Source organism: Rhodococcus koreensis (assembly GCF_900105905.1).
Lineage (GTDB): Bacteria > Actinomycetota > Actinomycetes > Mycobacteriales > Mycobacteriaceae > Rhodococcus_F > Rhodococcus_F koreensis.
In genome coordinates, this window is the sequence record NZ_FNSV01000005.1 from 4,435,204 (window position 1) to 4,454,716 (window position 19,513).

At 68.9% G+C, this 19,513-nt stretch carries 24 protein-coding genes and 1 tRNA gene; 12 read left to right on the top strand and 13 right to left on the bottom strand.

What is annotated here, in order from left to right:
- Nucleotides 1-3 precede the first annotated feature (3 nt).
- From BLV94_RS24695 to BLV94_RS24705, 3 genes are read left to right on the top strand one after another with little or no spacing between them, the layout of a single operon-like run.
- Nucleotides 4-219, top strand: a complete 216-nt coding sequence (locus tag BLV94_RS24695) for a hypothetical protein (protein ID WP_072938321.1) — start codon at nucleotides 4-6, stop codon at nucleotides 217-219.
- Nucleotides 220-238: 19 nt separating this feature from the next.
- Nucleotides 239-1,198, top strand: coding sequence for a PDR/VanB family oxidoreductase (locus BLV94_RS24700; RefSeq protein ID WP_072938324.1), 960 nt, complete (start codon nucleotides 239-241; stop codon nucleotides 1,196-1,198).
- 15 nt (nucleotides 1,199-1,213) lie between these two features.
- On the top strand, nucleotides 1,214-1,966 hold the full coding sequence (locus tag BLV94_RS24705) for an IclR family transcriptional regulator (protein ID WP_072938327.1): 753 nt from the start codon (nucleotides 1,214-1,216) through the stop codon (nucleotides 1,964-1,966).
- On the opposite strand, the gene BLV94_RS24710 is transcribed toward BLV94_RS24705, so the two are convergent.
- A complete protein-coding gene (locus BLV94_RS24710; protein ID WP_072938330.1) occupies nucleotides 1,932-2,429 on the bottom strand; it encodes an RrF2 family transcriptional regulator in 498 nt (165 codons plus the stop codon). The genes BLV94_RS24705 and BLV94_RS24710 overlap by 35 nt on opposite strands.
- A gap of 108 nt (nucleotides 2,430-2,537) precedes the next feature.
- Here BLV94_RS24710 and BLV94_RS24715 point away from each other — a divergent pair, with 108 nt between their 5' ends.
- Nucleotides 2,538-3,506 carry a sterol desaturase family protein gene (locus BLV94_RS24715; protein ID WP_072938479.1) on the top strand — a complete coding sequence of 323 codons (969 nt, stop codon included), beginning with the start codon at nucleotides 2,538-2,540 and terminating at the stop codon, nucleotides 3,504-3,506.
- On the opposite strand, the gene BLV94_RS24720 is transcribed toward BLV94_RS24715, so the two are convergent.
- The 5 genes from BLV94_RS24720 to BLV94_RS24740 form a co-directional block, all read right to left on the bottom strand.
- Nucleotides 3,438-4,121 (bottom strand): YceI family protein, encoded by a 684-nt coding sequence (locus tag BLV94_RS24720; protein WP_072938333.1) that lies wholly within the window; start codon nucleotides 4,119-4,121, stop codon nucleotides 3,438-3,440. The two genes, BLV94_RS24715 and BLV94_RS24720, sit on opposite strands and share 69 nt — an antisense overlap.
- Nucleotides 4,122-4,246: 125 nt before the next feature.
- A tRNA-Ser gene (locus BLV94_RS24725) sits at nucleotides 4,247-4,337 on the bottom strand.
- A gap of 56 nt (nucleotides 4,338-4,393) precedes the next feature.
- Nucleotides 4,394-4,585 (bottom strand): CsbD family protein, encoded by a 192-nt coding sequence (locus BLV94_RS24730; RefSeq protein WP_009477222.1) that lies wholly within the window; start codon nucleotides 4,583-4,585, stop codon nucleotides 4,394-4,396.
- A gap of 138 nt (nucleotides 4,586-4,723) precedes the next feature.
- A complete protein-coding gene (locus BLV94_RS24735; protein ID WP_005561213.1) occupies nucleotides 4,724-5,182 on the bottom strand; it encodes a nucleoside deaminase in 459 nt (152 codons plus the stop codon).
- 11 nt (nucleotides 5,183-5,193) lie between these two features.
- Nucleotides 5,194-5,733, bottom strand: a complete 540-nt coding sequence (locus BLV94_RS24740) for a tRNA adenosine deaminase-associated protein (RefSeq protein ID WP_072938335.1) — start codon at nucleotides 5,731-5,733, stop codon at nucleotides 5,194-5,196.
- Nucleotides 5,734-5,782: 49 nt separating this feature from the next.
- Here BLV94_RS24740 and BLV94_RS24745 point away from each other — a divergent pair, with 49 nt between their 5' ends.
- Nucleotides 5,783-6,751 carry a prephenate dehydrogenase gene (locus BLV94_RS24745; RefSeq protein ID WP_072938338.1) on the top strand — a complete coding sequence of 323 codons (969 nt, stop codon included), beginning with the start codon at nucleotides 5,783-5,785 and terminating at the stop codon, nucleotides 6,749-6,751.
- A gap of 49 nt (nucleotides 6,752-6,800) precedes the next feature.
- Here BLV94_RS24745 and BLV94_RS24750 read toward each other — a convergent pair whose 3' ends face one another.
- From BLV94_RS24750 to BLV94_RS24760, 3 genes are read right to left on the bottom strand one after another with little or no spacing between them, the layout of a single operon-like run.
- Nucleotides 6,801-7,388: a putative glycolipid-binding domain-containing protein gene (locus BLV94_RS24750; RefSeq protein WP_072938341.1), complete on the bottom strand. Its 588-nt coding sequence runs from the start codon at nucleotides 7,386-7,388 to the stop codon at nucleotides 6,801-6,803.
- Complete coding sequence (locus tag BLV94_RS24755; RefSeq protein WP_072938344.1) at nucleotides 7,385-8,482, bottom strand: hypothetical protein; 1,098 nt, start codon at nucleotides 8,480-8,482, stop codon at nucleotides 7,385-7,387. The genes BLV94_RS24750 and BLV94_RS24755 overlap by 4 nt, the downstream gene beginning before the upstream one ends.
- A 41-nt stretch (nucleotides 8,483-8,523) precedes the next feature.
- Nucleotides 8,524-10,104, bottom strand: coding sequence for a cation:proton antiporter (locus BLV94_RS24760; protein WP_072938347.1), 1,581 nt, complete (start codon nucleotides 10,102-10,104; stop codon nucleotides 8,524-8,526).
- A gap of 175 nt (nucleotides 10,105-10,279) precedes the next feature.
- On the opposite strand from BLV94_RS24760, the gene BLV94_RS24765 reads away from it, so the two are divergent.
- The 5 genes from BLV94_RS24765 to BLV94_RS24785 all read left to right on the top strand — a co-directional run bounded on the left by BLV94_RS24765 (nucleotide 10,280) and on the right by BLV94_RS24785 (nucleotide 13,418).
- On the top strand, nucleotides 10,280-11,425 hold the full coding sequence (locus BLV94_RS24765) for a DNA cytosine methyltransferase (protein ID WP_072938350.1): 1,146 nt from the start codon (nucleotides 10,280-10,282) through the stop codon (nucleotides 11,423-11,425).
- Between the two features lie 15 nt (nucleotides 11,426-11,440).
- Nucleotides 11,441-11,842 carry a very short patch repair endonuclease gene (locus BLV94_RS24770; protein ID WP_072938353.1) on the top strand — a complete coding sequence of 134 codons (402 nt, stop codon included), beginning with the start codon at nucleotides 11,441-11,443 and terminating at the stop codon, nucleotides 11,840-11,842.
- Between the two features lie 104 nt (nucleotides 11,843-11,946).
- A complete protein-coding gene (locus tag BLV94_RS24775) occupies nucleotides 11,947-12,216 on the top strand; it encodes a hypothetical protein (RefSeq protein WP_072938482.1) in 270 nt (89 codons plus the stop codon).
- Nucleotides 12,217-12,277: 61 nt separating this feature from the next.
- The gene (locus BLV94_RS24780) at nucleotides 12,278-12,934 is read left to right on the top strand and encodes a class I SAM-dependent methyltransferase (protein ID WP_072938356.1); all 657 of its coding nucleotides are present in this window, start codon (nucleotides 12,278-12,280) and stop codon (nucleotides 12,932-12,934) included.
- 52 nt (nucleotides 12,935-12,986) lie between these two features.
- On the top strand, nucleotides 12,987-13,418 hold the full coding sequence (locus tag BLV94_RS24785; RefSeq protein ID WP_072938359.1) for a nitroreductase family deazaflavin-dependent oxidoreductase: 432 nt from the start codon (nucleotides 12,987-12,989) through the stop codon (nucleotides 13,416-13,418).
- On the opposite strand, the gene BLV94_RS24790 is transcribed toward BLV94_RS24785, so the two are convergent.
- The 4 genes from BLV94_RS24790 to BLV94_RS24805 form a co-directional block, all read right to left on the bottom strand.
- A complete protein-coding gene (locus BLV94_RS24790; protein ID WP_072938361.1) occupies nucleotides 13,402-14,214 on the bottom strand; it encodes an NmrA family NAD(P)-binding protein in 813 nt (270 codons plus the stop codon). The genes BLV94_RS24785 and BLV94_RS24790 overlap by 17 nt on opposite strands.
- Before the next feature lie 77 nt (nucleotides 14,215-14,291).
- Entirely contained in the window at nucleotides 14,292-15,608 is a 1,317-nt protein-coding gene (locus BLV94_RS24795; protein ID WP_072938364.1) for a serine hydrolase domain-containing protein, read from the bottom strand.
- Between the two features lie 103 nt (nucleotides 15,609-15,711).
- On the bottom strand, nucleotides 15,712-17,280 hold the full coding sequence (locus BLV94_RS24800) for an MFS transporter (RefSeq protein ID WP_072938366.1): 1,569 nt from the start codon (nucleotides 17,278-17,280) through the stop codon (nucleotides 15,712-15,714).
- Nucleotides 17,277-18,521, bottom strand: a complete 1,245-nt coding sequence (locus BLV94_RS24805) for a cation:proton antiporter (RefSeq protein ID WP_072938369.1) — start codon at nucleotides 18,519-18,521, stop codon at nucleotides 17,277-17,279. Before BLV94_RS24805 ends, BLV94_RS24800 begins: the two co-directional genes overlap by 4 nt.
- Nucleotides 18,522-18,704: 183 nt before the next feature.
- On the opposite strand from BLV94_RS24805, the gene BLV94_RS24810 reads away from it, so the two are divergent.
- Together BLV94_RS24810 and BLV94_RS24815 are read left to right on the top strand one after the other, a co-directional pair.
- Complete coding sequence (locus tag BLV94_RS24810; protein WP_072938371.1) at nucleotides 18,705-19,133, top strand: DUF6325 family protein; 429 nt, start codon at nucleotides 18,705-18,707, stop codon at nucleotides 19,131-19,133.
- Nucleotides 19,134-19,161: 28 nt separating this feature from the next.
- Nucleotides 19,162-19,494 (top strand): SHOCT domain-containing protein, encoded by a 333-nt coding sequence (locus BLV94_RS24815; protein WP_072938373.1) that lies wholly within the window; start codon nucleotides 19,162-19,164, stop codon nucleotides 19,492-19,494.
- Nucleotides 19,495-19,513 lie beyond the last annotated feature (19 nt).

A 19,513-nucleotide genomic window follows, 5' to 3' on the forward strand; every position in this document is an offset into this window, starting at 1 on the left:
AGGATGCTCCGCGGGACCCGCGTGATGCGCATCGTGTGGCTGCCAGGTTCGGACCTGCTCGAGGGCGAGTGCCACTGCGGCGCCCGCCACGTGGCCGAGGAACCCGCCGCCCTGTGGGAGTGGTTGCTCGCCTGCCCCGACGGCCACCACCCCGCCGACCCGCCGGTGCCCGCGGTGCCGCTGCCCGCCGCGCCGGCATCCACCCCCGTCCCCGCCTGACCTCCCGGAAGAGACCGCCATGCCTACCCCACCCGAACCCGTGCTCGAACTGGAGCTGACCACCCGGACCCTCGGCGCCGACGGCGTCGTCGTGCTGGAATTCCGCGACCCTGCAGGCGCCGACCTGCCCGCGTGGACGCCGGGTGCGCACGTCGACCTGATCCTGACACCCGAGCTCACCCGCCAATACTCGCTGTGCGGCGACCCGGCCGACACCGGCACCTGGCGCGTCGCCGTGCTGCGGGAGGCGATGGGCCGCGGCGGTTCGCAGTTCGTGCACGACAAGCTGAGCGAGGGCGACCGCGTCACGGTCCGGGGTCCGCGCAACCATTTCGAGCTCGAGCCGTCACCGCGGTACGTGTTCGTCGCCGGCGGCATCGGGATCACCCCGATCCTCACGATGGCGCAGGCCGCGGAGACCGCGGGCGCCGACTGGACCCTCGTCTACGGCGGACGCAGCCGCAGTTCGATGGCGTTCGCCGACGTCCTCGCCGAGCGGTTCGGCGAGCGGGTGGTGATCCACCCCCAGGACGAGCACGGGTTCATCGACCTGCCGGGGCTGCTCGGCGACGTCCGGGAGAACACCCTCGTCTACTGCTGCGGGCCCGCGCCGCTGCTCGACGCCGTCACCGCTCACTGCGACCGCTGGCCGTCCGGCACGCTGCACCTCGAGCGGTTCGCGGCCAAGGACCTCGACGAACCGGTCCGGGCCGAGGGGTTCGAGGTGGAGCTGACGCTGAGCGGCAAGACCGTCATCGTGCCGCCCGAGCAGTCGATCCTGCAGGCCGTCACCGCCGCAGGCGTCCAGGTGCTGTCGTCCTGCGAGGAGGGGACGTGCGGAACCTGCGAGACGACCGTGCTCGGCGGTACTGTCGATCACCGGGATTCCCTGCTCACAGCGGACGAGCAGGCCGAGGGCGACACCATGATGATCTGCGTCTCGCGTGCGAGCTGTCCACGCCTGACGCTGGAACTGTGAGACGGAGACCGAGTAATGGCGATCACCGGTTCGGTGACCATTCGCTCGTTGCGGCTCCTCGAACTGTTCACCCCCGCGTCGCCGCGGCTGACCCTCAGCGACCTGTCGCGCAAGTCCGGGTACCCGCTGAGCACCGTGCACCGGCTGACCAGCGACCTCATCGAATGGGGCGCCCTCGAACGTGACAGCAGCGGTCGCTTCACGGTTGGGCTGAAGCTGTGGGAGATCGCGTCGCTCGCACCGCGCGGCACGATGCTCCGCGAACTGGCGATGCCGGTGATGGAGGACCTGTCGCAGATCACGCGGGAGAACGTGCAGCTCGGCATCGCGGAGGGCACCGAGGTCGTGTTCGTCGAACGCATCGCCGGACAGAAGGCGGTGCCCGTCCAGACCCGCGTCGGCGGCAGGTTCCCGCTGACGGCGTCCGGCATCGGGCTGGCCCTGCTCGCGTACATGCCGACCGACGTGCAGGAGCAGGTGCTGGCCGGGCCGATCGAGAAGTTCACCGAACGGACCGTCACCGACCCCGTCGTGCTGCGGCGCACGCTCGCCGAGATCCGCCGGTCCGAGGTCGCGATCAGTGATCGTCAGGTGACCATGGACGCCGTCTCCGTCGCGGCCCCGATCTTCGAACGTCCCGGAACGGCGGTCGCGGCCGTGTCGCTGGTGGTGTCGGCGGAGGGGGCGTCGCTCAACGCGCTGGTCCCGCTCGTGCGCGCGGCAGGCCGGACGATCAGCCGCGCGCTGCGCCCTCGTCAGCCGACGTAGCCGGCCGGGTGCGACGCTCCCAGGCGCCGGGGTCGGACGTCAACGTGGTGAGGAATCCCGGCAGTTGCCCGTTCGCCACGTCCGCGAGGCTCACGTTCTCGAGCACGGCGCGCAGGTTCACCCGCACCGCGATCCACACGTCCTGCAGTTTCGCGGCCGGTCCACCGTAGTCGACGTCTTCGGGGCGTTCACCGCGCACCGACGCCAGCGGACCCTCGACGGTCCGGATCACGTCGGCGATCGTGATGTCCTCGGCGGGCCGCGCCAGCCAGTAGCCGCCGTCGGGTCCGCGCCTGCTGTTGACCAGTCCGCCGCGGCGGAGGTCGGCGAGCACGGCCTCGAGGAACTTGTGCGGAATCGCCTGCGACTGTGCCAGGAACTCGGCCTTGGACGGGGACGGCCCGGCCGCGGCGAGTTCGATCAGCGTCCGCACGGCGTAGTCCACCTTTGCGGTGATGTGCACACCGAATTCCTACCATCCAAGTATGAAAACCGGCAACTCACGCTTAGTGATGCGTGTCACTCCGAGGTACATTGAACTGGACGATCGTCTTGTATGGAGGAAAGCAGCATGTGGGAGACCGTGACGTCGGCATGGAATTCGGCGCTGCTGACACCCCTGCACGAGCCGGTGACACTGGCCATCCCCGCGTTCGTGCTGTTCCTCGCCCTCGAATGGTTCGCGGCCCGGCACCTCGAGGACGCGGCCATCGACCCCGACGGACGGTCCCGCCCGGTTCGCGGGGGTTACGAGCGCCGCGACGCCCGGGCGAGCATCTCGATGGGTGCCGTGTCCATCCTGACGACGACGTTCTGGAAGGTGCTGGCCCTGATCGGGTACTCCGCGATCTGGGTGTACCTCGCGCCGTGGCACCTGCCCGCGGACGCCTGGTACACGTGGGTGATCCTCATCCTCGGCGTCGACGTGCTGTTCTACACGTATCACCGGATGTCACACCGCATCCGCCTGATCTGGGCCACCCACCAGGCGCACCATTCGAGCGAGTACTTCAACTTCTCCACCGCACTCCGCCAGAAGTGGAACAACAGCGCCGAGATCCTGATGTGGATTCCGTTGCCGCTGATCGGCATTCCGCCGTGGATGGTGTTCATCGGATTCTCCGTGAACCTCGTCTACCAATTCTGGGTCCACACCGAGCGCATCGACAAGTTGCCCCGGCCCGTCGAGTTCGTGTTCAACACCCCGTCACACCATCGCGTCCACCACGGCTGCGACCCCGAATACCTCGACCGGAACTACGCCGGCATCCTCATCGTGTGGGACCGGATGTTCGGCACGTTCCAACCCGAAACGCACCGCCCCACCTACGGACTCACCAAACCGGTGGGCACCTACAACATCTGGAAGCTGCAGACCCACGAATACGCCGCCATCGGCCGGGACTGGCGCCGGGCGTCGTCGTGGCGCGACAAGCTCGGCTACGTTTTCGGCCCGCCCGGCTGGACGCCGTCAGGAACGGGCGAAGCTGACCAGGAAGTCGACCGTGCCGTTGCCGTCCACGGTCACGAAACCCAGTGACGGCGGCGTCACACCGAAGTCCGTCCAGGTGACCGGGATGCTGCCCGACGCGATGAGGTCGTCGCCGGAACGCAGCACGTCGACGTCGACGGTCACCGGACGCGACTGCCCCTTCAGCGTCAGCGTGCCCTGCGCGGACACCGTACCCACGGAACCGTCCGCGGGCAGCCCCGACAGATCGACCGGGGAGTCGAGCGTGAACGTGGCCGTCGGGAACGTCGCGGTGTCCATCACGTTGCCGCGGAACTGGCCGTCGCGCCGGGACTGATCGGTCGCGATCGTCGCCACCTGCACGGTCACGTCGCCGGCGGTGAGTTTCTCGCCCTCGACGGTCGCGTTGCCGGTCACGTCGCCGGTCGACCCGACCACGGTGACACTGGCGCCGTTGAGGATCTCGTGGACGGTGTACCCGGCCGCCGTCTCGTTGGAGCCCTGCCCGGGTGTGACGGTCCACTGCCCGTCGACCGATCCGGTGGCCGCCTCCGCGCCCTCGGTCGACACCGACGCCGCCGGTGCGTCGTCCTCTGCGATGAATTGGCCGTAGAACCACGGTCCCACCAGGAGCGCGAGTACGACAACGACCACTGCGCCGACCAACCACCACAGCTTTTTCATGAGCTCAGGCTAGTTGCAGCTTCAAGGGATGTCACCCGGAACGACCTGCGAAAGTGCTGTGAACGAGCGTCACGGGACCGACACACAAAAAAAGCTCCCCACCTGCATGCGCAGGTGGGGAGCTTTGGCGGTGGCGGAGGGATTTGAACCCTCGGACGGGGGTTACCCGTCACACGCTTTCGAGGCGTGCTCCTTAGGCCGCTCGGACACGCCACCGCCGGTGACTTTACCGGATGTGGCGCCCGAGCCTGAAATCGCCAGGTGAAGCCGCTTTACGTGAGCTTGTCCTTGAGGTTCTTCGCGGCGTCCTTGACCTTCTCGCCGGCATCCTTCACCGCCGAGGAAGCCTGGTCGGCCTTGCCCTCGTCGCGAAGGTCCGGGTCGCCGGTCGCTTTGCCCGTGGCTTCCTTCGCCTGGCCCTTGAGGTCTTCCGCCTTGTTCGAAGCTTTGTCTGCGATTCCCACGAGATACCTCCGTGAATCCGATTTCGAACCCGGTGACGGGTCCGGCGGCGCCTCGTCAGCGCCTGTCTCCAGAGAAGCACGGGTCATGTGGACCCGGCCACAATGTGTCGAGTACCCCACGAAAGCGTTTAAAACCGGTCAGCGCCGCTCACGGAAGAAGTCTTCGAGAATGCCGGCGCACTCGTCCTCGAGAACACCGCCCCTGACCTGCGGGCGGTGCGTGAGACGCCGATCGCGGACCACATCCCACAGCGAGCCGACGGCACCGGTCTTCGGCTCCCACGCCCCGAACACGACCCGGGAGATCCGGGCCAGCACCAGCGCGCCCGCGCACATCGTGCACGGCTCCAGCGTCACCGCGAGCGTCGCCCCCTCGAGGCGCCACCCGTCTCCGTACACCCGCGCCGCGGCCCGCAACGCGATGATCTCCGCGTGGGCCGTCGGATCCGACATCGCCTCCCGCGAGTTCACGGCCCGCGACACCTCGACGCCGTCCGCGTCGAACACCACCGCACCCACGGGCACGTCGGCGTCGGTGGCGGCGCGGGCCGCCTCGATCGCCGCGCGGATCATCCGCTCGTCGTCCTGAAGAGTCACGGCGTGCGGGACTACCGGGGAAGCTTGTCGAGGACCCCGGTCAGCTCCGTGGTGAATCCGAGCCGCTGCGCGATCATCCCGAGCTGCTCGTCGGGGTACAGATCCGTCTCGGACGTGATGACCGCCAGAACGGGTTCGGGCAGCCCGAGGTCGGCGAGCAGCGACAGGTCGCCCTCCTCCCACGGCTCGATGTCGTCGAGGTCGTCCGGATCGATGTCCGGAACCTCGACGTTGAGCGCCTCGAGGACGTCGGCGGCGATGTCGTAGTCGATGGCGGCGGTGGCGTCGGACAGCAGCAGACGCGTTCCCGACGGCGCCGGACGGAGCACGATGAAGAACTCGTCGTCCACGTCCAGCAGACCGAAGAACGCGCCCGCGCTACGGAGGGCCCGAAGCTCCTCCTCCGCGACGCTCAGACTGGTCAGAGCAGCCGACGTGAGGGCCTTCACCTTCCACCGGCCGTCCTCGTGTACTACTGCGACACCGAAGCCCTCCAGATCCTCTGCCCGATCCGTGGAGGCGCTGTTGTTTTCCGCGCGCTGTGCACCCATGAGCGCAACGGTAGCCCGCTGGGTGCCGGTAAATGAAGTCCGCCGTCGAATGTGCCAACCTGTTCGGGTGTCTGAAACCCCTTCCACACCTCCGGTGTGCGTGCTCGGCCTGGGATTGATCGGCGGTTCGCTGCTGCGTGCGGCAGTGCGCGCGGGCCGCGAAGCGTGGGGTCACAACCGGTCCGCACCGTCCGTCGACGCCGCCCGCGCGGACGGATTCGACGCCGACACCGATCTGGTCGCGGTGCTGCAGCGTGCGTCCGCCGAATCCGCGCTGATCGTGATCGCGGTCCCCGTGCCCGCCGTCGCCGCCACCCTCACCGCGATCGCCCTGTACGCATCGAACTGCCCGATCACCGACGTCGTCAGCGTCAAGGCCGAGGTCGCGGCGGCCGCGGCCCGCCAGGGACTCGCCGGCCGGTATGTGGGCGGGCATCCGATGGCGGGAACGTCGGCGTCCGGGTGGAGCGTCGGCAGCCCCGACCTGTTCCGGGAGGCCGTGTGGGTGGTCGGCACGGACGACGGCGTCGACCCGGGCATCTGGACGCAGGTCGCGCAGCTCGCATTGGACTGCGGTTCCGTCGTCGTGCCCGCCGAGTCTGCCGAGCACGACCGGGCGGTCGCGCGCATCTCGCACCTGCCGCACCTGCTGGCCGAGACCCTCGCGATCACCGGAGCCCGCGGCGGACCGCTGGCGCTGGGCCTGGCGGCCGGCTCGTTCCGCGACGGCACCCGGGTGGCGGGCAGCGCGCCCGGGCTCGTCCGTGCCATGTGTGAGGGCAACCGGGACGCCCTGCTGATCGCACTGGACGAGGCGTTGGTGCTACTGCAGGACGCGCGGACCGAACTGGCGGAACAGTCGTCGACGGCGGGACTCGTCGAAGACGGTCACGGCGCGCGCCAGACGTACGACAACCAGGAGACCTGGGAGATCACCGGCATCGTTCCCGGCCACGAAGGCTGGATCGAGGAGATGCGTGACGCCGGCCGGCGCGGGGGGCGGCTCCGCCGCCTGTGAGTGCCCGGCGAGTGCAGGGACTCGTTAACCGCGCACGGGCGCGAAGCGCCTAAATCCGTTCCGCCAGCCCCGGGTAGTCGATGATGAACCCGTCCCGGTCGACCGTCACCGAGGAACTCGACACCGGCGACAGCACGTGGATGCCGTCCGGACCGCTGCTGTAGGTGAGGATCGCGCCCTCGACCCGCAGGTCCAGGAGGTTCACGTAGACGACGGGGACCTCGACGTCCTCGGACCCGAGGTGCAGTCCGTACCGCCGGATGGGCAGGGCGTTGAAGAAGGGGCTGAGCACCATGTCGACGTCGAGGGCTCCCTCGAACGTGGACCGCTGGTGGTTGGCGCCGTGCTCCACCATCCACGTGCCCTCTTCGTCCCGGCTGATCGACATCTGCCGCTCACCGGCCGCGACGGACGTCCGCAACGACAGCCGGCGGGTGACGCCGCTCTCGTCGGTGACGAGGTCGTAGGACGCGCTGAACGCGGGATGCTCGGGGCACTCGCCGCCGATGATCCGGCCTGCAGCCTTGATGCGGTCGCCATTGAGCTGGACGCGCACCGATTCCATTCGGGGTGCGTTGTCCGCCCGCCACGTCAGTACTGCGGGCCAGGTCGAGGCACCGGAGGCTTGGATGCTCACCTGTCTACGGTAAGCGACGACGGCTCCCGGGGTGGCAACGGGCCGAGTTTCGTTGCAGCAGAGTTGTCGAGAGTCAGTGCCCGGGCTCGTTCCGTGACCGCGATGCGCGACGAGAAGACGACGAGGGCGCCGAGTCCGACCGCGACGTTCAGCAGTGCCCCGAATTCCTGTGCGACGAAATCGAACACCTCGGTGAGGAGCACCGTGACCAGTGCTGCCGCCCGCAGGAACTGCAGCGGCCACAGTTTGCCGTTCCGCAGTCGCACGACGGCCGACCAGCACAGGACGAACGCGATCGCGGATCCGGTGAGCTGGCCGATCGTCGTGATGTCGGTTCCCTCGTCGCCGCGGAGGTCGTCGTCGAGGGTGATCACGGCGCTGAGCAGTCCCAGGGTGGAGAACAGGGTGAGGAGCACGGCCGCGGTCCAGAGCATGCCGGGGCCCTTCGCGAAGGCGGGGGTCGCGCGGCGGGCCAGCTCCCTGGCCGTCGGCACGGTCCGGCCGTTCCGGTCCGGGCAGTGGTCGAGCAGATCCCGCACCGACGTCAGTGTCGCCTCGTCCGCCCCGGCGGCGGCCGCCCGGCGCAACTGTGCCAGCGCCTGTAGCCGGCGCGCCCGGTCCAGACCGCGGTCCAGGCCGCCGAGCGCGATGGCGGCGGCGTTGGCGACGTCCTCCGTCGGGGTCGGCGGGCGCACGTCGTGCAGCGACCGGTTGACCAGCAGTAACACGACGATCACCACGTACATGATCGCGACGGACGGCCGGTAGAAGTAGTCGTTGGTCTTGGTGACGAACTTGCCGATCTCGTCGAGGAACAGCCCGAATCCGATGCCGCCGATCACGACACCCAGGACCCGCGGTTTCATCCCGAGGAACGAGAACACGGTCACGAGCGCCACGACCATGCCGAGCCCGCCCCACAGGACGTGCGCGATGTGTAGCGACGATCCTCCGACCTGTGGATAACCGGTGAGGTGGAGGTAGGCGCGGGTGAGCAGGATCGTGCAGATCCCGATGATGACGAACGCTTCGACGAGGCCGCTGCCCTGGGCGTCACGCACGAGGTGCGACCGGTTCCGGAAACCCGAGATCATGCCGCCTCCCTGTGTTCCCACCTACAGGAAGTCTAGGACTCTCAGTGGTGGAAAGTCTGCGTGTTGCTCGCCGAGGACAGCCGGTCCAGACGCTCGAGTACGCGGTCGACGACGTGCGGGTCCTGCCCCTTTTCGTTGCGGGCCCGCAGCACTTCGGCCTGCGCCGCGGTCAGCGCCCCGCGCTGCAGCGCCCGCAGTTCGTCGCGGCGGGTCTTGAGTTGTTCGATGCGCTGCGAGTATTCGGGCGAGTGGGTGCCGGGTGCGGAGTCCTCCTCGAGGCGGTCGTAGAGGGCCTTGAGCCGGGCCACCGATTCGGGAGGCAGCGTGGTGGGCGCGGAGGTCACGACCTCGAGAGCCGCGTGCCGGGCCCGCTCGACCAGCGCCCGCTCCTCGGCGTCCTCCGCGTCCGCGACCCCGGCGACGCCGAGCGCCTTCACCAGCCACGGCAGCGTGAATCCCGGAATGACCATGCTCATCACCAACACGACGGCCGCGATGACGACGGCTTCGGACCGCCACGGGAAGTCGTCGACCGGCAGACTCAGCGCCAACGCCAGGGTGACGAGCCCCCGCATCCCGCACCACGTCATGACCACGGCTTCGGCGGGCGTGCGGGGCGCGGACGACGCGTTGTCCTCGTAGCCGCGGATGTACAGCCAGGTGACCCCCATCCACAGCGCGCGGACCACCACCAGCACCACCCCGATGACGACGCCGTGCCACACCATCGTCCACAGGTCACTGCCTGCGTCGACGACGATCTGGCGGAATTCGAGACCCATCAGACCGAACGCGATGCCGGTGACCAGCAGTTCGGCGACGTGCCAGAAGGAGGCACTGGCCAGGCGGTCCTCGGCGTCCACCTCGGAGTCGGCGGCGCTCATCTGCACCGCGGCGACCACCACGGCGATGACGCCGGATGCGTGGATCTCCTCGGCCAGCAAGTACACGACGAACGGGATGACCAGGGTCAGTCCGCTGCGACCCGGGACGTCCACGATCCGCACCACCAGCCACGAACCCACCCAGCCGGAGGCCAGACCGATCAGCACCGCGGCCACCACGGTGTACAGAAAGTGCAGCACCTCGAACCCGAAGTGCAGGTCCTCGCCGGCAATCGTCGCGGCGAGCGCCGCCTGGAACGCGACCAGCGCGGCGGCGTCGTTGAACAGGCCCTCCGTCTGCAGGACTCCGACGAGCCGACGCGGAATCCCGACGGGTTCGGCGACGGCCTCGACCGCCACCGGGTCGGGTGGGGCCGTCATCGCGCCGATCGCGATGGCGGCCGCCAGTGTGATGCCGGGCACCAGCGCCCAGGCCGTCCACGCGACCGCAGCCGTCGTGACGATGACGAGGCCGACGGAGTGGACGACGATGGTCTTCCAGCGGTCGACGAACATCGCCCACGACGTCCGGCGGGCCAGCGCCCACAGCAGCGGCGGCAGGAACAGCGGCAGGATCAGTTCGGGTTCGAGTTCGACGTGCGGAATGCCGGGGACGAACGCGGCGCCTGCGGTGACGATCGTGAGCAGCACCGGCCAGGGTGCGTGGAATCGGTCACCGAGTCCGACGATCAGGACTGTGACGAGCATGAGCCCGATCACCACGATCAGCTGATCCACGCTGGGACGCCTCCTCGGCTCGTTATCATGTGTGGCTGCGCCACCCGTGAGTACTTGTTAACCGCCCGAGGTTAATAAGTACTCACGGGTCGTTGGTCAAAGCGGCCACAGATCTCGAGTAACGTTCTCGGGTGACTGGTTCGTGAGGAAGGGTGCCGTGACGTCAACCGGGAGCATGGTGGGCCTGTTCGCCGGTATCGGCGGGCTCGAGTTGGGTCTGAGAGAGCACGGCTGGAACACCGAACTGCTCTGTGAGATCGACCCGGGCGCCCAGGCGGTTCTGCGTACCCGATTCGCGGACGTCCCAGTGCATTCCGACGTCACCAAGCTGCGTTCCCTCCCCCAGGACATCGAACTCGTCGCCGCCGGATTCCCCTGCCAGGACCTCTCCCAGGCCGGCCGGACCGCAGGCATCACCGGTGCACGCTCCGGTCTCGTCGACGAAGTGTTCCGGTTGGTGAAGCGGAAGAAGGGCCCGCGCTGGCTCCTCATCGAGAACGTGCCGTTCATGCTGCAGCTGGGTCGCGGGGCCGCTATGAGGCACATCACGGACGCCCTCGAGGACCTCGGCTACACGTGGGCGTACCGGGTGGTCGACGCGCGCGCTTTCGGACTCCCCCAGCGCCGGCAGCGGGTCCTGATGCTCGCCTCCCGCACCGAGGATCCCCGCGCGGTCCTGTTCGGTGAGGACGCCGGGGAACGCCCCGTCGACGACCCCACCGACTTCCCGTGCGGTTTCTACTGGACCGAGGGCACCCGCGGCCTCGGGTGGGCGGTCAACGCGGTGCCCACCCTCAAGGGCGGTTCGTCCGTCGGGATCGCGAGCCCGCCCGCCGTGCGACTGCCGTCGGGCGAGATCGTCACCCCGGGTCTCGTGGACGCCGAACGCCTGCAGGGCTTCGACCCCGACTGGACGGCGCCCGCGGCGCTGGTCCCGGGTCTGCGGAACAGTCATCGGTGGAAGCTCGTCGGCAACGCGGTGAGTGTGCGGATGGCGTCGTGGGTCGGGCGGCGGCTGCTCGAGCCGGCCGAGTACGAGCGGGGCATCGAGACGCCGATGAAACCCGGCGACGCGTGGCCGGTCGCGGCGTGGGGCAGCAACCGTCAGGCCTTCCGCGTGCACACGTCGACGTGGCCGGTGCAGGAGCCGTACGAGGATCTCAGTGGCTTCCTCGAGGACACCCGGTTGCTGTCGGCGCGCGCGACCGCCGGGTTCCTGAAGCGGGCCCGGATGGGCAATCTGCGTTTCGTGCCCGGGTTCATCGACGACGTCGAGAGCCACCTCGACCGCATGGGCGGCTTCCCCGAGGCTGCCGCGTAGCCGGACGGACCTGCGATGCCGGCGACCGACCCCGCGACCAGCGCCCGGATGCGGGCGCAGCGGCGGCGCGACACGGCACCCGAACTCGCGTTGCGCCGCGAACTGCACCGGCGCGGGGCCCGGTACTACGTGGACCGGGCGCCGATGAAGGGTGTCCGGCGGCGCGCCGACCTGGTGTTTCCGCGACGCAAGGTGGCCGTGTATGTGGACGGGTGTTTCTGGCACAGCTGCCCGCAGCACGCCACGTTCCCGAAGAACAACGCGCAGTGGTGGGCCGAGAAACTCGCTGGAAACGTCACCCGCGACCGGGACACCGACGCGGCGCTCACCGACGCCGGGTGGACGGTGGTGCGGATCTGGGAGCACGAGAATCCGGTGGTCGCCGCGGATCGGGTTCAGGCCGCGCTGCGTCGCTGACGGTGAAGGTGTTGCACTTCCCACCCCTTGGGGGTCTGGTCGCCGACGCCGGATCGGTGCAGGATGGTGTCATCAGCAACCGTTCGAACCACATTCGGAGGCGCATGATGATCCGCCGTATCGTCGCGGCGGCCTCCATTGCGATTGCAGCAGCGGCCGTCCCACTCGTCGGTCCGGGGGCCTATGCGGTGGCTGCCCCCGGCGACACGTACATCAGCAATCCCCCCGCCAACCCTGCAGATCAGGGCTTCTGCGAGGACCAGGCCGCCCTCGCCAACAATCTCGCCGCCAAGGGCGACTTCGCGCGTGCCGACGGCGTCGTGTCGGCCGCGAACATGAGCGGTTGCCGGATCTACACGTTCTCCAGCCCGTAATCGCTTGCCGTTCCGGCAACGGAATTCCCGGTTGGACGGCTCCGCGCGGCACAGTGGGGGCATGACCCACGAGCACACACCGGACACGACCGATTTCCTCAGCCAGGAGTTCTGGGACGAGCGGTACCGTTCGACCACCGCGGTGTGGAGCGGCAACCCCAACCCGCGCCTCGTCGAGCAGATCGCGGACGTCACCACCGGCGGCGCCCTCGACGTCGGCAGCGGCGAGGGTGCCGACGCGATCTGGCTGGCTACCCGCGGGTGGAACGTCACCGGAGTGGACGTGTCCACGGTGGCATTGGAACGCGCCGCCGCACGAGCCGCCGAGGCCGGTTCCGAAATCGCGGACCGGACGACGTGGGAGCAGGCCGACATTGTGTCGTGGGAGCCGCCTGCTCGCCGATTCGACCTGGTGTCGGCGCATTTCATGCATCTGCCCGGACCCGCCCGCGAGTCCCTGCACCGGCGTCTGGCGGGAGCGGTCCGCCCCGGCGGGCGCCTGCTCGTCGTCGGACACCATCCGTCCGATCTGGAGACGTCCGTCGGGCGACCCAATGTTCCCGACATGTTGTTCACCCCGGAGCAGGTCGCGGCTGTGCTGGACCCCGCGGAATGGGAGATTCTCGTGTCGGCGGTCCCGTCCCGTGAGGCGCTCGACCCCGACGGTCGGCCCGTCACGATTCACGACGCCGTTCTGCACGCGGTTCGCCGGGCCTGACGACGGTCTACCCTGTGGGCACGATCTCTTCCGATGCCGAGACGAGGACGCCGTGGCCGACCTGTTCGTGAAAACCCTTCAGCTGCACCAGTTCGTCTACGAACACAGCGGCGGCTGGGTGGGGCATCGGTTGTTGTTCGGGATGCCGACCCTACTGCTGCGCAGCGTCGGCCGGAAGTCCGGGCAGCCGCGCACCTCGGCGTTGACCTACGGCCGCGACGGCGCGAGTTATCTGGTCGTCGCGTCGAAGGGCGGTGCGCCGACGTCGCCGGCCTGGATGCACAACGTGCTGGCCGCCCCGACCTGCGAGATCCAGGTGGGCCGCGAACACATCACCGTGGCGGCGCGGAAAGTGCTTCCGGGCGAACCGGATTACGACCGGATGTGGGCGACGATGAACGAGATCAACCACGGCCGGTACCGCGACTATCAGAAGAAGACGGACCGCCCGATTCCCGTCATCGCGCTCACCCCGAACCGCTGAACTCGGCGGCGTGCGCCGACGCCCACTGCGCGAACGTGGTCGCCGGGCGCCCGGTGAGTTGCTCGACGAGGCGGTTCGCCTGCTGCGGGGCGTCGACCAGGCTCGCCATCCCGTCCAGGTACCAGCGGGCGTACTCCCCCATCGCCGGTGTCAGGACGTCCACCGCCTCGTCCAGCGGCACCTGCCGGTACTCGAGGTTCCGGCCGAGGGCGGCGCCCAGTTCCCGGACGAGGTCCGCGCGGGTGATCGTCGCGGGACCGGTCAGTGCGTACGACTTGCCGACGTGTCCGTCGTCGAGGAGGGCGACGGCCGCGACCTCCGCGATGTCGTCCATGGCTATCGGCGCGTTCGCCGCGGCCGGGTACGGCTCACGGACGGTGTCGCCGGCGGCGATCTGCGGTGCCAGGATTCCCGCGTTCTCCATGAATTCGCCGGGCCACAAGTGGGTCCATTCGATGCCGGACGCCTCGACGGCGCGTGCGACGTCGCCCCAATGGCCGTCGTGGGGGCCGGAGAGGTCGACGACGTGCAGGACTCCGGCCTGCTTCGCCAGGCGCAGCGCGTCCGGGGCGGTGTCGGGAGTCGGTGCGAGGTAGAGGGAATCGACGCCGTCGAACGCCACGGGCAGGCTGTCGAGTCTGCGCAGGTATCCCTCGACGACGGTGACCGAGTCCGGAAGTTGCGCCTTGTCAGGATGATTCGTGAGGGCACGGACGTCCGTCGCACCCCGCGCGAGCAGGTGGTCGACGAGCATTCGGCCGATGTTCCCGGTTGCCCCCGTCACGAGAATCGTCATGTCTGCACGCTACTACCGCGCCCGGGCACGTGAGTGGCAAAGCGTGCCCGGGCACGCTTTGCCACTCACGTCGGGGGTCAGCTGGTCGGCGGGGCGGGGGTCGTGGACGACGCCGGGGTCTCCGACGGCGTCGGCGTGGCGGGGGACGACGCGTCCGGATTCTGCACCCCGGGCCTGAGCCGGTAGACGTGTTCGGGCGAAATGATCTCGGTGACGGCTCCCGCCAGCGCCGTGCTCGGTTCGCTGTCCTCGTAGGGGACGTCGGTGTTGAGCATGATCGCGACCGTGGTCTCCTTCTCGGGAAGGTAGATGCACACGGTCTGGTAGCCGGGGAGGCTGCCGTTGTGTCCGATCCAGCCCGCGATGTCGAAGATGCCCAGGCCGTAGCCGACATCGGACGCCAGCCCCGGCGCGGTCACCGTCTCGAGCCGCTGTGCCTGCGTGGCAGGCTGCAGCAGTGTTCCGGTGGCCAGCGCGGGCGCCCAGATGCGCAGGTCGTCGAGGGTGGAGATCATGGCGCCTGCCGCCCATCCCCAGGACGGATTCCAGTCGGTGGCGACGGCTTCCTTCTCGTCCAGGGTCTGCTCGGTGTAGCCCTGCGCGTGCGGTTCGGGGAACGCGTTGGTGGTAGGGAAACTGGTGTCCGCCATCTTCAACGGCTGGAGAATCTTCTGCGAGACGTACTCCGGGAGCGGTATTCCGCTGACCTTCTCGACGACGAGCCCCAGCAGGACCGTGTTCGTGTTCGAATACTCGAAACCCTGACCGGGTGGGAAGGACGCGGGCTGCGTGAACGCGTAACCCAGCAGTTCTTGCGGCGTGAATGCCCGCATCGGGTCGGAGAGCAACGCCTGCTGGAAGTCCTTGTTTGCCGTGTAGTTGGGCAGCCCACTTTGCATCCGGGCGAGCTGGCGCAGCGTGATCTGGTCGCCCGCCGGCACGCCCTCCACGTATTTCGAGATCGGGTCGTCGAGGGCCACCTTGTCTTCGTCGACCAGCTGCAGCAGACCCGTGACCGTGAATGTCTTTGTTACACTGCCGATCCGGTGATAGAAGTCGGTCTCCATCGGCGCGCCCGTCGACTTGTCGGCGACGCCGAACGCCTTCACGTAGTCACCGTCCGGCCCCCACACGCCGACGATCGCGCCGGGAATCGCCGCCATCGACATCGTCTTCTCGATCGCCTCGTCGAGTCGGTCCGCGACACCGGGGTCGATCTGGGCGGCGCCCGCCTCGGCACCCGCCGATCCCGCCTGCGTCGTCGTCGAGGTCGCGGAGGTGCCCGTGGAGGAGGAGTCATCGGAGCACGCCGCCGTCACCACCAGCAGCAATGCTGCCGCGACCGCCGCGAGGCCCCGTCGCCGATTCGTCTTGGTCACGACCTGAGCTGTCATCGTGCGGTCCCGTCGTCGAGGTGCCCCTCTCGGGAATTTACCCCGCGACCGCCGGGCGAATGTACCTTTCGGCGCTTCCGAGGCGACCGACGGTACGTTCGCCCTACTGCGCACTCTCGGTCGCGTATTCGGCCAGCAGCCGCTTCTCCTCGTCGCGGCGGGGGAAGAAGAAGAACACCACCAGCGCCCCGGCGCACACCACCAGGATCGCGGCGAGGTACGCGCGGTCGTCGCCGTCCAGGAAGGCGCTACGGGCGGCCGCGATGATCTGCTCGGCGTACTGCGGATAGCGTTCCGCGAGCACCTCGGCGCTGGAGTACGACTTCGTGAGCGCCGCTTGGGTTTCCGCGTTGATCTGGCCGGCGTCCGGCGACGAGGCGATCGTGGCGGACAGCGACTTCGCGTAACCGGCGGTGAGCACCGCGCCGAGGATCGACTGCATGATCGCGCCACCGAGGTCGCGTTGCAGGTCGGACGTGCCCGACGCCATACCCGCCCGCGACACCGGCACCGAACCGGTCAGCGACCGCGACGCCGGGGTTCCCGCGAACCCGACCCCGATGCCGACGAACGCGTAGGCCAGCGCCACCCACCAGAACGTCGCGTTCTCGTCCCACCACACCAGCGCGACGACCAGTCCGAGGACGACGAACAGGTAACCCAGGAGCAGGGTGAACCGGGAGCCGTGCGATTCGATGAGTTTCGCGGAGCGGGGTGCGACGACGACCATCGCGACGGCGGCCGGGATGATCGCGGATCCGGCGGCGAGCGTGGAGTACTCGAGCACGTTCTGGAGGAACTGCTGCCCGATGAACATCGCTCCCATCAAGGCGCCGAACACGATCACCCCGCCGACAGCGGCCACCCAGAACGTCGGGCGGGCGGCGACGTGCAGATCGAACAGTGGGTGCGCCGCCCGCCGTTGCTGCAGGAAGAACGCGGCACCCGCGGCGAGAGCGATCAGGCCGAGACCGACGGCGAGTGCCCCGGAGCCGTCCACGGGCGCGAAATTGATCGCGAGGATGAGGGCGGCGATGAAGACGACGGAGATGATGCCGCCGAGATTGTCGACGGGATCGGTCGTTTCGTTGACGTGGGCGGGCACCCACAGGATGGCGCTGACGAGGGCGAGACCGGCGAGCGGAAGGGTCACGAGGAACACCGAGCCCCAATGGAACTGCTCGAGGAGCGCCCCCGACACGATCGGTCCGAGCGAGGAGATCGCGCCACCGAGAGCCGACCACAGTGCGATCGCCTTGGTGCGCGGCGGTCCCGACCACAACGCGGTGATGATCGCGAGGGTGGTGGGGAACGCGAGCCCGGCGGAGACGCCGCCGAGAACTCGTGCGAGAAACAGTATTTCGAAGTTTCCGGCGAAACCCGCGATCGCCGACGCCGGCAGCGACAGCGCCATGCCGAGCACCAGCATCTGCTTGCGCCCGTAGCGGTCGCCGAGCGCCCCGAGGTAGAGGACCGACGCGGCCAGCCCGAGGGAGTAGGCCACGGCGATGAGGTTCAGCTGCGTCTGACTCGCGTCGAACGCGCGGCCGATGTCGGGGAGCGCGACGTTCGCGACGGACAGGTTCAGGTTGGCGACGGCGGCGACGAGGATGAGGGTCGCGAGGGTCAGCGTCGCCCGGGCCGGGGCCTGCGTCGATTCGGTTCGAGTCACGGTCTGCTCCCGGGGTTCTGGTCTCCTCGTGCGCCCGGGCCGGTCGAGTCGGCCACCGGTTCCGGCGTCGACGCGAGCAACGATGCCGCGAGCGGGAAGAGGAGGACGGTGATCGCACCCGCCGCGACGAGCACGGAGGCATTGGCGGACGTCATGTCGCCCGAGTCGACGGCCACTCCGGTGACGGCGACGATCAGCGGCAGACCGGTTCCCGCGTACAGCGCCAGCTGGGTGCGTTCGCGGACGGTGAAGGGCGGGTCCGTACCGTCGGCGCCGCGGTCGAATCTTCCGGCGACGTAGACCGGTCCCGACCGCACCAGCAGAATCAGCAGGACGAACGCGATCAGGACGCCGGGTTCGGACGCCACCGCGGCGACGTCGATGGCCATGCCCGACGTCACGAAGAAGATCGGGATCAGGAAACCGAACGCGAGGCCGTCGAGTTTGGTTTCGAGTGTCTCGTCGCCTTCGGGGGTGGTACGCCGCAGGATGAATCCCGCCGCGAATGCTCCGAGGATGGTGTCGAGGCCGAACTCCGCCGCGAGCACGGTGAGTGCGACGAGGAGCAGCATCGTCAGCCGGACCGTGGTCTGCGACGTCGTCTCCGACCCCGACCGGATGATCGCGGTGATCCGGGAGCCCTCGCGCCGCACGCGGGCGGGAATGAATGCGACCAGCACCGCCGCGGCCGTGAACAGTCCGAGGACCACGATGGACGCCACCGACCCACGGGACCCGAGCAGGACCGCCATCGCGACGACGGGTCCGAGTTCGCCGAACGCGCCGTGATCGAGGATCGTCCGACCCAGCCGGGTGTCGAGTCCGCCCGCGTCCCGGAGGATCGGCAGGAGCGTGCCGAGCGCGGTCGACGTCATGGCGATGGCCACCGCCGTACCCGCGTCGACCACGTGGGACAGGCTCAGCAGCGACACCACCGTGAACGCCAGCGCCAGCGAGATCAGCCACGTCAACAGTGCCCGCCTGCCGCCACGACCGGTGATCTCGGCCGTGTCGATCTCGTAGCCGGCCAGCAGGAACAGCAGTCCCAGCCCCAGTTCGCGCAGCAGGTCGATCTCGCTGCCCGCGACCGCAAGGTCGAAGACGTGCGGGCCGACGACGATCCCGGCTACGAGCAGCAGCACGACCTCGGGCACCAGCTTGCGGGGGAACAGCCCGGCGAGCAGCGGGGCGATCACGGCGCAGGCCACGATCCAGAAAAGCGAGGCTCCCACGGAAGGCATGCATCACCCGTCTCTCGAACCACCCGGCAACAACACTGGGCTCGAGCCTCACAGAACCCGGACCCCGGGGCATCATCCGTCAGGGATGAACGGCGGCGCGCGGAATCACCCGTCGCGGATGATGCGCATCCACCGGCCGGTGGCGATCATCGACACCAGGGCACCCCAGCGCAGGGAGAGAAGATGTCGATTTCAGCTGAAGATGTCGGTCCGGTCGCGTTCCTGTTTCTCACCTTTCCGGGCGAGCGGGCCGATCCCGCGGTGATCGACACGTTCCGCGAGGTGGTCGCCCAGGGTGTGGTCACCATCCTCGATCTCGTGTTCGTCTCCAAGGGAACCGACGGCACGCTGCGCCAGGTGGAGGTGGACGAGGACCTCGACAGCATCGGACTCGCCGCCCTGTCCCTCGAAGCCAAGGCGCTGATCAGCGACGAGGACCTCGAGGTGGTGCGCGAATCACTGGAGCCGGGCACGTCGGCGGTGGCGATCGTGTACGAGCAGACGTGGGCGCGCAAGCTCGCGGCCGCGTCCCGCCACGCCGGCGGCGAGGTGGCTCTCCACCTGCACATCCCGCGCGAGGTGGTCGAGGCGGCCATCGCCGCCGCGGTCTGACGGTCACGAACGGAAACGGAGAAACGACATGGTTTTCAGGGGTCCACGCCGCATGGGACGTCCCGGGCTGCTCGGCACGGTGGCCCGGACAGCGGTCATCACCGGCACCGCACGGGCGACGTCGAACGCGATGAACCGGCGCGCCGCCAACAAGGACGCGGAGCAGCAGGCTCGGATCGACGAGGCGGCGCAGCAGCGGTATGCGGAACAGCAAGCAGCACAACAGCAGGCACCTCCGCCGCCGGCACCCGCAGGCGACGACCTGGTGTCCCGCCTCCAGGAACTCGCCCGCCTGAAGGAGGCCGGCGTGCTCACGGACGAGGAGTTCGCGGCGGCGAAGGCGAAACTACTCGGGTCCTGACGGGGCCACGACGATCCGC